The organism is Bartonella tamiae Th239, from assembly GCF_000278275.1.
Taxonomy (GTDB): Bacteria; Pseudomonadota; Alphaproteobacteria; order Rhizobiales; family Rhizobiaceae; genus Bartonella; species Bartonella tamiae.
This window is the reverse complement of record NZ_JH725147.1, coordinates 1,865,634-1,878,799: the sequence shown is the minus strand read 5'-3', so window position 1 is coordinate 1,878,799 and position 13,166 is coordinate 1,865,634. Positions and strand designations below refer to the sequence as shown.

Genomic DNA, 13,166 nt, shown 5'->3' with positions numbered 1-13,166 from the left:
TTAATTCAGTTGTGGCCAAAGAAGTGTATTGTAAATGATCTCCACTTCACTAATTTGAGAAGCTTGGTCGATCTGTTGTTTTGTTTTAAGGCATGTTTCCTCAATGGCTGCACCCACTTTTTGCCATTGCCTATAAGCAGATGTAACCTTTTCAGCCACTTCCAAAAGTGTGTCGCCATCAATGCCAAGGCTTGCTTTTAATAGCGGATAGTCTTCCTCATTGGGATGAGGGCTTTTATCGGTATCCGCTAGAAATGTTGCATATTGTTTGGAATAACTTGCCGCTTGTGCAATTTTTTCTTGGTAAGTCATGCTTTGGCCAACGCCATTGGTGATATATTTAAGACGTTCTTGTTCAGCATCCTGATCAACGAGATTTTTAAAATTTGTTCTCATATCATCTATTGCTATTATAATAGAATTTGGTTTTTCCCATTTATTATTAAGAAATGTCCAACCATGCTCAACACCGTCAGGCGCTTTGATAAACTCTTTTGCTATTTCAGGTACATAAATATCGTGAGGGGTTATGTCGATTGTAAGTTGCACAACTTCATCAACACTATTGTTTAGGAGTCTTACATAGGTTTGTTTTTTCATGATTATCACCATTTAATAAAGATTGCGCCAGGCGCACCTGCACCACCACCGCCGCCGCCGAAAGGAGCCGATGCACCAGCTCCACCAGTTGATCCATTGCCATAACCACCAGCGCTAGCATTACAACCGTTGGCATTGATATCACCACCTGATGCAATACCGCCATTACCGCCATTACCTGCTGGATTTGGTCTTCCACCAATGCCACCCGTGGCTGATATGGTGGAAGCAAATGACGTTGTGCCACCATTTCCTCCATGCCAGCCAAAATTTCCACGCGTACCGCCGCTACCGACAACGCCTGATAATGTTGTGCCGGGCGTGACATTAAACCGCTTTAGTGCATATGCCCCTGATCCGCCGCCGCCCGAAGCTGCACCAGGTGCGCCAACACCACCAGCACCGCCGCCGCCGCCCCAAATTGCAATTTCAATACTTGTGACACCTTTTGGCACAGTCCAGTTTATTTGACCTGGGTTTGAAAAATAGACTTGACCATAACCAAAGCTTAAATTTTTTGTTGGACTTGTAATTTTCCAACTTTTTTGCTGATAAACAAGTTCAGTAATTGTATTTTCAATCAATTCACCGCCTTGGAGGGCTGTGCCGTAAAATGAATGAATAGCAGTGCGCCTAAGCCATTTATGTTAAGTGTTGCAGTCCCTGTATTATTTGATCGCACTTTTAGAAAAATAACCATGCCGTCAATAAGAGCTTGAGGAGACGGGGTAAGTCTAGCAGTCAATACATTCTCAGTGCCACTCGCTTCAGCATAATTCCATTGTCCTGATTGGCTATCCAATGCAATTTTAGGCTGGTATTTACCATTGACACGAATATACACATCGCCGTTGGGTAAGCCAATGCAATGACCATCTTGTGTTTGAGTATATTTCCATTGTTTACCATCCCACTCAGCCAATTGCCCGATCTTGTTTTTCCAAACATCTAAAGCAGAGTCTGGAATGAGAAATATTTTCCCTTTTTCGGGTTCTGTAGAAGGGGCGGTGGTTGTCATGCTTACGACAGGCACAAAGGGCGGTGTTGTGAGCTGAACTGTGGGGTGTGCTTCATACGGACTAAAGCGATATCAAGATTTTACATCAGTGGGCGTATCTGTATTGAAATCTTTCAGCGAGATATAAATGTCTTCTTGTTGATCGTTTATTTTAAAACGCACCATGGCATTTTTTTGATAGGTGACAGGCATATTGCCATTTGAGCTCTGGTCGATCCATTGCGGAACGCCTTGTAATTGATATTGGCGAATATTATGCGTAATGTCATAATAAAGCTGGTTCATTTTATCGCGTTCGATACGCTTAGCTTGTGGATCCGTTGCGGGGTTGCGTTCATAATCAAAACCATAGCCTTCAGCATAGCTGATTGTGCCGTTTTCTTGACCTTCATCAGGCAAGGGCGTTTTGTCACCGGTGGCCGCAAAGGGGAACCGAAAAAATTTAGGATTATTCATGTGTTATCCTTAAATGTGATTGATTAATGGTGGAAGTTGCTTGTATTATAATTGAGGTAATAAGGATCGTGACCGAAACTATTGTGAGGCATAATTAAGATGTCATGTTGAACACCTGCAGGGCGCGGTAAAATGTCAAATTGTTCCAGAACAAATAAAGTTTTCGCAGGTGGTTTGAAGGTAAAAATATAGCGAAATGTCATATCTAAACCATCAAGGACATAAGCGCCTTTGCCAAAAAGGCTTGAAAGGATTTGATTAACTTCTAAAACAGAACCACGTGAGATTAATTGATAGTAGCGTAGTTTTAAAATAAGCCGTTTTTGTTCAGGTGAAACTCCAAAAACGGCATCCCCATTACGACCAAAATTTGTGCCATAAGTGCCTTCATGATTATCCCATTTTGAAAAATTGCCATTATAGGATCCAACGCCCCAAACAGGGCGTGCGCCCGTACCAGCTATGCCGACTGTCAAAGGAACATCTAGAATAATAGACCAGACACTTAAACCGAATTCATTGGCTGTATCAAGATGAAAGACATCATGATACCAGTTTTGCCAAAATTGACTTTGAAACTCTTCATACCATTGATTTTTTTGTGAAAGGAGAGATTGCAGATGCTTAGCATCTTCATATTGCCATAATAAAGCTTTGAGCAATTGAACTGAAAAATCAAATTTTTGAACATTTGTCATGAAGCGATTACCTCAATTGTGCCAGCGGTAAGAAAGGCAATTTGGTTAATAGCAATAGGAATTTCTTCTGTTGTATAGGTACGACCGTCTTTCGAAATTAGCAAATTACTGACATAAATCGCAGGCATTTTGGCATTAATGGCACTTGCAAGTTCAAAAGAAGAAACATTTGAACCGACAAGAAATCCTTCTTCGCCCTCTAATTCACCTCTTGCATATTGAAGCATGGCATCACGTACAATGCGGAAAGGGTCAATGCTTGCCTTCGTATTACGCAGGCTGACTTTTGCCCAAATTTTGATGCGTTCAGGACGATCAAAAGAAACAGGGTAAATTTGCCCACCGATTGGATCTTTAACATCAACTGTGATCGCACCATTCCATCCACAACCAAGACTTTTTTTATGCAAAAGTTGGGCGGCAATTTCATCATCACGTCCACCATCAACACAGGCATAAATGGAATGAGGTGCAAGTGTCACGCCATCAATTTTTAAAGGCTGATTTGAGGTGTTTTCTAAAAAGGATAGCGATTTGACACCTTTTAAATTTTTTTTATCATAAAGACCTGAAATAATGGCTTCAGGTAAAGCAACCCCTTGTAAGGCCAAAGTTTTGCGTCGTCGCAAGCGTGCTTCTTGATCGCTTTTGAGTGCTTGACCGATTTCTGCAGCCAATGGATTGGAAATATTTTCTAAGCCTAAAATTGGCGTGACAATGGTATCAAGTGCTTTTGGTGCAACGCTAATTGGGCCATTTTCCAAAGCTTGGAATGTGCCATCAGCCTCACCTTTTTCATCAAGCATAACACTCTGTATAAGTTCAAAAAGAGGACCGTCATGACCAATACGTGCCTGTGTGCCAGAAGCAATCAATGTTCCTGGCTGTCCGTATAGGCGGACAGCGCGTAAAATAGAAGGGGTTGCAGCAACGCGCTTTCCTCCTGTTAAAGCCCATATACTATCCAAAAAAATACCGCCGGCAAGATTGGGGTTGATTTGATTGGCAAGCGCGGCATTTTGTTTAATAACACTATCACGTGCTTTTGTTTCAGCGGTGATGAGCACGCCTTGTGGTGTTTCAGGTGAGACATCAAGGTCAGAGCCAAATGCGTTGCGAAATTCTTCACGCACCTCTTCAAGTGTTTCAGCTGTGTCAGGCACAATCGTGCCATTATTGACAAGATAGCGGTAATCAGCCATGAAGATCTCCTGTGCCATAAATTGTTTTGATTGTTGCGCTGTAGCGCATGATGTCGCCTTCACACCAAATAGAAAGATGTTCTAAAGAAGTAACCTCTTTTATGTTTTTGATACGCGCGCGAAATGCAACCTCCCATGCGGCAAGATTAACACTGCCGATCCATATAAATTGAAAATCAGGCAAGCCTTGTGTTTGCGCATAGATCATTTCATGGCGAATGGCTTTGGCGGCATGGGCGCAAATGTTTAAAACTGCTTGTAAATCATCGACGAATTGAAGATTTTGTCCAAGCCTTTTTAAATGGGTTTGGGGGCTGTTTTTAAGGGTATGATCTGCATGTTTATTGAGATCTTTTTGCCAATCCCCCAAGTGTTAAATCATTATGGTCGTCAACGGCAAAAGAACGTGTCATTATGCGCTTTCTCCGTTTGGTTTTCCTGAATATTCATTGCCTGCCTTTACTTTTTCATGGCGGTGTCGTTCAAAAGATAATCCATTCATGCCATATATGCCCCCTTGGGCTTCTAGACGGCCTTGTACTTTAAGATCGCCGATAATTTCGGTTTTGGGCGCTTCAATGGTAATTTTTTGCGCGCTAACAATTTTCATTTCACCTTTGCCAAAGGAAATTTTGACCTCCCCATCAGTTGTACCGATCACTGTATTATCAAGATCTTCATCGTCAATGGCCCATTCTTTAAGAGAGTCTGGAAAAAACATGCCATTTGAAAATGAGTGAAAACGATTGGTATTAGGTGGTTGTTCGTCATAGCCGCTTTGCTCAATCAAGCTGATGTCACGATCACCAGCCATGACCCAGCCTAGATCACCTTTTTGAATGGGAAAGGAAATCAGCGCACCATTATTGCCAAAGCGATAGGCAGGTATGCTAGCAATGGGCGCGCGTGATAGGGTTTGCCCATCTGTTCCTTGGATTTTTGCCAAGGGTTGTATTTTAACACGGTTTGTTTTGCGATCGTAATCGATGACGCGTGCAGGCATCATGCCATCAGTATTTTGTGCTTGTTTTTTCATTGCATGGCGCAATAAACCTTCAAGCGAACCATTGTCGGCAGGATCAATGGAAGGTTTTGTGTTTTTATATGTCATGAAAGCCTCTTTGCTTCTGCCCTGTAATACCATTGTGTTTCATGTGAGGATAATTCATATGCCAACTTATAAATTTCATAAGCGCCATTGAGCGCAGGGTTTAAAGTGCTTTGAACATCAATTGCCCCGCCAATGGCTGTTTGATTATCAAACAGCATTTGCACATTTATGCCTTGTTCGGTAATTTCAGGAATACCGATCATGCCAGTTTCTTTGCTTAAAAAAACGGCGGCGTTGCAGGCGCGGTTGTTCCATATCTTTGACAACGAGCACATCATCATCAATAAATGAGTTGATCATTCCCAATTCAGCAAGTTCGTTGACTTGTTTTAATGCGCCACCAGTAAAAGCATAATTGGAAATTTTTCGATCTGTTGCCTCAAACTCTAAACTGACCTCCGCATCATCAGAAATAATTTTAGAAATTTCGGACAAAAGCTGTTGTGGCTCGCCAGAACGGGCAACCAAATTGCCTTTGATGTAAGAGCCCGTGCGTGCTTCCAGTTTTAACCCAATATCGGGTGGTTGGGAGGGCGTTGCAGCAGTAATATCGCCCATAAAAACTTGCGTTAAACCACTTGATTCACGACCAGCTTCAACAATAACGCGTTTGCGTGTTCGATTTTGATTAAAAGGGCTTGTTTCGGTTAGAAGATAATTGCGTGTGTCACGTGCCAGATTAAATATTTCTATCGTGCAGGAATTTTCTGTTGCATTGGCAGTTTTTTCGCCAGAAACATTGATATGCATTCCTTCAAAATTTTGCATCACCCCGTCAACTTCAATAGAAACACGCAAACGGCGAAAATCTAATTTATCCATGATAAAAATCTGCCATTTCTTCTTTTGTAAGATAAATAAGTGTTTGATCTTTATTAAATAGATGCCAATCTGGGAGATCGCCTTTTTCCGTTAACATAATAAAATTGCCATGTTCTAACCATTGATAAGGTATAAGTGGTTGACCAGCGAGTATACGGGTGGCATTGATAATTTTTGTTCCGTCAACATCAATGTCGGCAAGCATTGTCCCCAAACCTTCATTGATACGTAAGCGAAAACGTTTATTATCAAGGCGTAGAGAAAAGGTTTGAGCGGGTACAGAAATAAGATTGATTGTGCGCATGATTGACCTAACGATAGGTTTTAAAATAGTCGACAACACGTGCGACTTCGTTGATAGTGCTCAAGATGGACTGCTGTGATCCGCGATTAAGTGTTGAGGCATCCGCACTATTTAACACATCTTGAATGCTTAATGTGCCCTTTTGAGGTTGAATGAAGCGGGCTTCTTCAAGCTTGAGATTGACAAGGATGACATCCCAATAATCAGTGGTTTCTTCATGCGGCAGTGCCGTTATCACCATGTTGGGATAGGTGCTTGTTTTGGTTTGAATGGTTAAAAGACGTGCCTCTTCATAAGCCGCTTTGATACGAGCATGCGTATCACGATAACCTGCGATGAAAATCAAAGACAATTAAATGGAAATTGGCTCAATCACGAAATGATCCGTTATGGTTGAACCGTCTTCTAAAGGGTGTTGTGCCATGCGGGCTTTATCATCAACACGTAAATTTAAAGGGCGTGCATCAGGAAATGATTGCTCATAAGAATTGGCTTCCATAATAAAAACACGATCAGCGGCAGAAGAGGGGCCGCGTAAATTCAAAGCCGCTTCTTCAAGCCGTGCAAGGGAGGTGGGCATGGTGATGTCCTCTTATAAAGGAAAGGTGGATTTTAATAAAATAAGGAAATGTTATTTTGCGTTTAGGCAGTAAAATTACCGTTTTGCGTTAACGTTGCAAAATTAAGGTTTTTCAACGTTTATGATAATTATTTTGGTGCTTTTCTAGGGATCATTGGTGGTTTTGTTACATTTTGCTATGGTGTTTTTCGACGTGGGCAAATAAATATTGTCGTGCAAGAAGCCACGACACCTTCACAGATTCTACAAGACACGGCAGTTTTTTGAAGTGATAAAAAGTTGTGATCCAATGGAAAAAGCAGATACTGACGCCTTTTTTATTGCGGTTGATGACGTTTCAAAAAAGCTGTAACCTTCACGCATCAACTTAAACTTCCTTCTTGCAATTTTTATAATAAAACACGTTATGGGCGGCTTTTTGCTTTTGTTAAGGGGGTAAGTTTTTATGATAATGATTTTGGTGTTAATAATTTATGGAGTGGAGTTCAAAATTGTGGAATAAATGCGCATCGCCTTATTCTTTCGCTTGATGAAAAACGCAAGGTTGAATTTACCAAGCACAGTATGAGTGCTTATTTTTATACAATGATTTATCTTTTGCATAAAGGCAATTATCAAGCCAAACCTTATAATGTATCTCACTATGATGACCGCTCAGATAAATTGAAACGCATTATGGATGATTTGGAAGAAGAAACACGCTTTGCAGTATGCCATGTGTTAATAATGAATATTTAAATTAAAAACGTGTTTGAGGAGTCCATTTTTATGAACGCAGATGCCGTTATTAAAACACACAGAAAATGATTGCTTTTCATCATTGTATTTAAGGAAATTTGCATTGGCTCAATAGTGTCTTAAAATGGCAAGATGAGCTATTAAAAACGAAGGAGAGGTTTATGATATAAAAAGCACACCCTGATTTATCATTCAGTAAGATACATTTGACCATCCCAATTTTATCAAAATCAGTTTTGTCGCTGTTTGTCTTTATGGTGCTTTCATTGTCATGGATTTATCATGCAAAAGCACAAATGCCTTTAGAAGAAAAAGAGGAAAAATTTATCACGATTCTTACAACTGGGCTTGCTATTAAATATGCCCGCGGTGATGATGATATTTATTATATTTTTCCAGATTTAAAACGTGTGGAATTACGTGCTGTCGCACAGACGGTTGCTGATGAATTTGATAGCAATGTGTTAAAGGCTGAACGTACTTATAAAAATAAAATTATCGCAGTTGATGGTAAAATTGCATCAATTCAAAAAACACCTTATTCTGGATTGACGATTGTGTTTGATACGTCTAATTTTCGTCATGGAGATAGTGAGGCGTTGCTGCGTGATGATATGGAGGATGTTTTAGCAGATTATGATGTTGGTGAAGAAATACGGCTCATTTGCTATGGTGGCGCTGTAGATGATTTACTGCCGACGTTTAAGGATTGTATTGTACGTTCTGAAGTTATAAAAGCTGCCTTTCCAATAGCTCAAAAGATTGCGCGTGCTTTTTTAGCGGGGGAGGATATAAGTTCTATGGTTCAAGATTTTAATGGTATCACGCCCTATTTGCTATTTTTTGGATATAAATATGCTGCGGGCTTTGCACCTGATAATTCACCTTGTCTTGATGTTTCAACAGCTGTCAAATGTGATTTAAATGATTTTATGTCTGAAAATTGGTTTGATAGTTCAGAATTTGAACAAGCCTATGAAGATGCACGTGAAAAATTAAATTTACCGCCCTTTCTTAATCCTTAATTTTGTCTACTATCATCAAAGCCAGAAGATGAGATCGATGAACTTTGTTTAAAAGCTTTATTTGTTGTTTTTTTAGCAATATTTTCAAGTTCTTTAGCGGTTTCATTTGTATGGACGGTCACCGTTGTTGGTCCGACGGTGACATTGGTCTGTTTATTGTCTTCATATTTTTGCGCTTTGGCTATTTCAGCTGCATTTTCAGGTACTGCATGGGTATTCGTTGTTTCCAAATGGATTTGCGCTGTCGCAACACTCTCATCAGGGGGGCGAAGATCATCATCACCGCTTGATTGTGCTTCGACTTCGGCGCGTTTTTCTTCTCCCTCACCACCAAGCCAGCGTTTTGCCCAATTGGGCAATAATTCCCATAATTTCTTTTTCACCCAGTTAACAATAGTACTAACAACATTTTTAATATCATCCCAGGCATTTTGAAAATATTGTTTTATCGCATTCAAGGCTTCAAAAGCAGCTTCTTTTGCACCTTCCATATCACCTGAAAAGATTGAGATAATCATTTTTCCGATTGATTTGATAAGATCAATCACAGGTTGAATGCGTGTTTTTACCGCCTCCCAAGCATCTCCAATAATTTCAATTGCTTTGCCAAGAGCGGGATATTTTTTGGCCAGATCCCCCAATACTGAGGGTTGTCCGCGCAAAAATTTGGTTACATCATAGATGGCAAGCCCAAGGGCGGTCACCACGGCGACGATGGCTAAAAAGGGGGCAGCTGCAACAATGGTAGCCAGAGCAGCGCTGGCCATAGCCATGGCATAAGTGCCAGCACCAAGGGCAAGAGCGGCAAAAACACCAACCATGACAGGCTTATTCTCTTTGGCAAAAACAATAAATTCCTTTAATTTATTGGAGACAAAGCTTAGGGCAGGGGCTACTGCAGTTGTTAATTCATTCGACACACCTTGAAATGCATCATTAAGCTCATTCATAGCTTTTTGTGCTTTGATTGCTACATCAACCTGTTGTGTAGTGACCGCGCCATTTTTTTTATGCGTTTCGCCAAGACCTTTGCGCGTTTCAGCATCAGATTGGATATAGCTGCGCATCCCCGGATCGCGAATGCCAAGATTTTTGAGTGTTGTTTCTTGCTCAACCTTGTTCAGCGTGCCCATTTTATCAGCTAGTTTTTCAATCAAAACAGCTGTATCTTCAATGTCACCGTTAGAATCTGTCAGTGATTTGCCAAGATCTTTAAAAATAGCAGCTGCTTGGCTGCCTTTATCAGCTAAGGCTGAGCTTACACTATCAGCAAATGATTGAATGTCATTTTGCGCCGCTCCAACATCGCCAGAAAGACTACGTGCCGATTTTGATAAAATATCAAGACTTTCAACACCTATGCGTGCTTTTTGGGCGACTTTGCCAAAATCTGCCAAACTATCAATGCGCGCTAGCGCATTGTTAAACATGTTTTGAATGGAAAAGGCTGACTGCATTTGTCCTTTGATGCTTTGAGCCAGATTGGAAAAGCCTTTTTTTGCTTTTTCAATAAATTTTTGTACATGCGGATTGGCTTGATTTGTGGCTGTTTTAAAGGCCTGAATAAAGCTGTTTTTTCCTTGAGAAACAGCCTCTTTAATGGCGTTGAGTGTGCGCATAAAAGAGCGCCCAAGAACTCCTGCTGTTTCTTGCGCACGGGTTTTTAAACTTTGAAAATTTTTATAAGCGGCTTGTGTCGTTTTTTGCGCAATGCCGTTTGCAGCACGTGTCGCTTTTATCGCTCCCTCTTTCGCGGCTTGTGCAGCCTTGATGGCACCATCTTTAACAGTCTCGCTGAAATTTATAAACTGTTTGCCCAGTTGATTTAGCGCTTCTTCTGCTTCTTTGATATCAATTTCAAATAAGCAGCTTACTCTTTCAAGAAAATTCATAGCGGTGTTTTCACTTTTGATTTTTAATAGCAAGCCATTCATTAAAGCGAGAGGTCTGGATGACCTCCCACATCATAAATGCGTCTTCGAGTGTGTAGATGGTTTTGAGTTCGTAGAGGGTTGCTTTGCCGGCTTCGACAATTGTGCCGATAAAAGGGTCAATATTCGTGAAATCCACGGAACGGCCTTCTGGCTGATACTCTCGAAGAAAGCGGAGTTCAGCCCTTTGCCGAAAAAAGAGCAATTATACTCCATCATTGACCATTCTAATCTCGCCAGTGCTTCCCAATCAGGCACGTGATTATTCAAAAGCTCTTTTGTGTTAAGGGGCAAAATATTTCCATTGTCATCTTTGACACCAACAAAAGCCATCAGTTTCAACATTGTTTCTTCAGATGTCGCATAGTCACCCACTTTTGGAATATTGCTTGTGGGATATTTGGCGATAATTACACGACCTTGTACAGCCGGAAATTTTGATATGACAAAGACTTTTCCTTCTTGGTCTTGTGTTTTTATAACAATTTCTTTGGGTTCCAATAGCATGGTTTACACCCCCGTCCGTGCCATCGCCTCAAAGGCAAAAACATAGGAGGTTGATTTAATGCGTGCCGATGAAGACACAGATTTTGCCACTGTACCATCCGTAATCACACCATTTGAAAGTGTGATTGTGCGCCCATCAGGATAAATACCTGTCAAGGTGATGATGTCTTTTGCCGAAAACTTATTGCGGCCAACACGATTGGCTTCCACTAAAATTTCCATATTGCGATCATCGCTGCCTGCTGGAATCAAAACAGCGTTCAGCTTCCAAGGTTTTTGGAAACCATGGATTGTCAAACCAATTGGCCGCCACAATTATGGCGTCAGGTGGGGGATTATCTTGCCGCAAAAAGCGTCCACCGCATCATCCGCATTTGTTGGGTTCCAAGTAAACCAAATTTCTGAGCCTTCTTTACGAAGTGTCGGACGCAAAAGTCTGAGTGAGCGCGCTGAAAGAGATTGGGCTTCTTCAACCCATGCAATATCATATCCTTCAAGCGATTTGATGCTTTCGGCAGTGTGGTCTTGCATGCCTTGAAAAATAATCAGCGAGCCGTTTTTGCCACGAATTTGCTGATCTAAAATATCAAAATGAGCGCCAAGTCCTAATTGCTTGATCTTATCTTCCAGCAATCTTTTCACCGATTCACGAATGGATTTTTGCACTTCACGAATGCAGACAATGCGCATGGGCGCAATTAAGGCTGCAGCCAAAGTTTTTTCGGCAAAATGGTGTGACTTGCCTGAACCGCGCCCTCCATAAGCCCCCTTATAGCGTGAGGGTTTCAGCAAGGGTTTGAAAACACGCGGCGTGGCAAATTGTAAAATTTGTTTCAAAGCGTCACGTCTTTCATTAAAATCTAGAAATATGTTTATCTTATCGTCAAAAGAAAAACGTTTTGTTTTAAAGAGCCTCATTTCCTCTGTATAAAATGTGTAAAATGCATTTTATTTTTATCGTTTGAAAAAACGAAAGCGCTTTATCGTTTTAAGCTTTTGAGTTTTTAAAAAAACTATTGTGAGCGATAAGTTTTGATGAACAGATGTTTTTATTAAAATGTTTCACAAAAGTTTTTTTGAAAAAAGATTTTTTTGGTGTTTTGACATTTTATGAGCCGTATTTAAGTGATAAAAGACTTTAAAATATCACTTAGCATCAAGAAAATGCGCTTTTTGCATGACATTTCTTGACGTTGTTGATCCTCTACAGCTAAATGAAGTTTTATGAAAAAAGACTCGAAAAAAAGATTTTGAATATTTAGAGAATGATTTTCAACATTTATGGCAATAATTTTGCCAAATTTTTTGAGTGAATTAAAAAGTGGTTGCCCTTATAGGACTAAAAATGCGCATATATTTTACTCTTTTTCGTTTGCCTGTTTTTTTCTTTATGGCGTTTTTTATCATGGCATTGCGACCTGTCTATAGTGCAAGTCCCATGAATATTTTAGGTTTTACCACTGAAACCAGCTTGGCTGAATTTATTGAAAAAGGCAAAACTTTGTCAGCCAACAAATCCACTTACGACTTTCGCAACGACTCTGGTGAGTTTATGACGGGCTTTACCATGGTGGATCGCTTTCAAAATGGTGAAATTGCTGCAGAGAGTGTGGTGTTTTTCGCCTCTGTGCGTGGACAACCTCAAGAAAAGCCCAATTTTATTGGTCGCTCAACGACCTACCATGGCAATCCTGATAAACCCTTATTTGATAATTTGCGCCAAAAGTTAATCGAGCAATTGGGACCCGCTTATGAAACACAAGCCTTTGGCTATCAAAATCGTATGCAATGGGTGGAAAACAAAGATAAAACACCTGATCAATGCACGCGTTTGCAAGATGTGTCACCGTTAAATAAATGCGGCAATATTTTAACTATGGTGATTAATACAGAAAATAACTGGCATAATGTGAGCGAGATACAAATTTTTATTGAAGATCCAAAACGGGTTGCTGAATTTGCTGCGATGCGTCAAAAAGAAGCACCAAAATTACAATTGCATCCTCACGCACAACAATCCCAGCAATAATTTGCGTTAATAAAAAAAGCAATAATGTGCTGTTGACGAATGAAGGCATCCATGCAGTCAATAAAAAGCCAATCTTTGTGGCTCATTTAAAACAATTCAGAAGCAAAAACATTATAAAACATAAATAATTTTTATTTTACCATAA

General features: G+C 40.4%; 20 protein-coding genes. 3 read left to right on the top strand and 17 right to left on the bottom strand.

All coding sequences use genetic code 11. The features are described 5' to 3' along the window. The 13 genes from ME5_RS08500 to ME5_RS08440 form a co-directional block, all read right to left on the bottom strand. Entirely contained in the window at positions 1-600 is a 600-nt protein-coding gene (locus tag ME5_RS08500; RefSeq protein ID WP_008040239.1) for a hypothetical protein, read from the bottom strand. A gap of 5 nt (positions 601-605) precedes the next feature. Then, entirely contained in the window at positions 606-1,184 is a 579-nt protein-coding gene (locus ME5_RS08495; protein WP_008040236.1) for a glycine-rich domain-containing protein, read from the bottom strand. After that, on the bottom strand, positions 1,181-1,618 hold the full coding sequence (locus ME5_RS08490; RefSeq protein ID WP_008040234.1) for a DUF2793 domain-containing protein: 438 nt from the start codon (positions 1,616-1,618) through the stop codon (positions 1,181-1,183). Before ME5_RS08490 ends, ME5_RS08495 begins: the two co-directional genes overlap by 4 nt. A gap of 72 nt (positions 1,619-1,690) precedes the next feature. Next, positions 1,691-2,074, bottom strand: a complete 384-nt coding sequence (locus ME5_RS08485; protein ID WP_008040233.1) for a hypothetical protein — start codon at positions 2,072-2,074, stop codon at positions 1,691-1,693. 23 nt (positions 2,075-2,097) lie between these two features. Continuing rightward, on the bottom strand, positions 2,098-2,772 hold the full coding sequence (locus ME5_RS08480) for a baseplate wedge 1 family protein (protein WP_008040232.1): 675 nt from the start codon (positions 2,770-2,772) through the stop codon (positions 2,098-2,100). Further along, positions 2,769-3,974: a baseplate J/gp47 family protein gene (locus ME5_RS08475; RefSeq protein ID WP_008040231.1), complete on the bottom strand. Its 1,206-nt coding sequence runs from the start codon at positions 3,972-3,974 to the stop codon at positions 2,769-2,771. Before ME5_RS08475 ends, ME5_RS08480 begins: the two co-directional genes overlap by 4 nt. Beyond that, positions 3,967-4,344 carry a hypothetical protein gene (locus ME5_RS08470; protein ID WP_008040230.1) on the bottom strand — a complete coding sequence of 126 codons (378 nt, stop codon included), beginning with the start codon at positions 4,342-4,344 and terminating at the stop codon, positions 3,967-3,969. The genes ME5_RS08475 and ME5_RS08470 overlap by 8 nt, the downstream gene beginning before the upstream one ends. A gap of 42 nt (positions 4,345-4,386) precedes the next feature. Next, on the bottom strand, positions 4,387-5,085 hold the full coding sequence (locus ME5_RS08465; protein ID WP_008040229.1) for a Gp138 family membrane-puncturing spike protein: 699 nt from the start codon (positions 5,083-5,085) through the stop codon (positions 4,387-4,389). Then, positions 5,082-5,288 (bottom strand): baseplate hub protein, encoded by a 207-nt coding sequence (locus tag ME5_RS08460; RefSeq protein WP_008040228.1) that lies wholly within the window; start codon positions 5,286-5,288, stop codon positions 5,082-5,084. The genes ME5_RS08465 and ME5_RS08460 overlap by 4 nt, the downstream gene beginning before the upstream one ends. Continuing rightward, positions 5,272-5,907 (bottom strand): baseplate hub protein, encoded by a 636-nt coding sequence (locus tag ME5_RS08455; protein ID WP_008040227.1) that lies wholly within the window; start codon positions 5,905-5,907, stop codon positions 5,272-5,274. Before ME5_RS08455 ends, ME5_RS08460 begins: the two co-directional genes overlap by 17 nt. Then, positions 5,900-6,211, bottom strand: coding sequence for a phage baseplate plug family protein (locus ME5_RS08450; RefSeq protein WP_008040226.1), 312 nt, complete (start codon positions 6,209-6,211; stop codon positions 5,900-5,902). The genes ME5_RS08455 and ME5_RS08450 overlap by 8 nt, the downstream gene beginning before the upstream one ends. Positions 6,212-6,218: 7 nt before the next feature. Further along, positions 6,219-6,563 (bottom strand): phage baseplate protein, encoded by a 345-nt coding sequence (locus tag ME5_RS08445; RefSeq protein ID WP_008040225.1) that lies wholly within the window; start codon positions 6,561-6,563, stop codon positions 6,219-6,221. Further along, positions 6,564-6,791 carry a hypothetical protein gene (locus tag ME5_RS08440; RefSeq protein ID WP_008040223.1) on the bottom strand — a complete coding sequence of 76 codons (228 nt, stop codon included), beginning with the start codon at positions 6,789-6,791 and terminating at the stop codon, positions 6,564-6,566. A 564-nt stretch (positions 6,792-7,355) separates the two neighbouring features. Between ME5_RS08440 and ME5_RS10665 the strand changes: the two genes are divergently transcribed. Then, positions 7,356-7,529 (top strand): hypothetical protein, encoded by a 174-nt coding sequence (locus tag ME5_RS10665; RefSeq protein WP_008040222.1) that lies wholly within the window; start codon positions 7,356-7,358, stop codon positions 7,527-7,529. Positions 7,530-7,735: 206 nt separating this feature from the next. After that, the gene (locus tag ME5_RS08435; RefSeq protein ID WP_425338864.1) at positions 7,736-8,554 is read left to right on the top strand and encodes an OB-fold protein; all 819 of its coding nucleotides are present in this window, start codon (positions 7,736-7,738) and stop codon (positions 8,552-8,554) included. On the opposite strand, the gene ME5_RS08430 is transcribed toward ME5_RS08435, so the two are convergent. The 4 genes from ME5_RS08430 to ME5_RS08415 form a co-directional block, all read right to left on the bottom strand. Then, on the bottom strand, positions 8,551-10,446 hold the full coding sequence (locus ME5_RS08430; RefSeq protein ID WP_245256522.1) for a phage tail tape measure protein: 1,896 nt from the start codon (positions 10,444-10,446) through the stop codon (positions 8,551-8,553). The genes ME5_RS08435 and ME5_RS08430 overlap by 4 nt on opposite strands. A gap of 72 nt (positions 10,447-10,518) precedes the next feature. Continuing rightward, positions 10,519-10,992, bottom strand: coding sequence for a hypothetical protein (locus ME5_RS08425; protein WP_008040216.1), 474 nt, complete (start codon positions 10,990-10,992; stop codon positions 10,519-10,521). 3 nt (positions 10,993-10,995) lie between these two features. Continuing rightward, entirely contained in the window at positions 10,996-11,307 is a 312-nt protein-coding gene (locus ME5_RS08420) for a phage tail fiber protein (protein ID WP_245256521.1), read from the bottom strand. Then, positions 11,308-11,829, bottom strand: coding sequence for a PBSX family phage terminase large subunit (locus ME5_RS08415; RefSeq protein ID WP_245256520.1), 522 nt, complete (start codon positions 11,827-11,829; stop codon positions 11,308-11,310). Positions 11,830-12,337: 508 nt separating this feature from the next. Here ME5_RS08415 and ME5_RS08410 point away from each other — a divergent pair. Further along, the gene (locus ME5_RS08410; protein WP_008040209.1) at positions 12,338-13,021 is read left to right on the top strand and encodes a hypothetical protein; all 684 of its coding nucleotides are present in this window, start codon (positions 12,338-12,340) and stop codon (positions 13,019-13,021) included. Positions 13,022-13,166 lie beyond the last annotated feature (145 nt).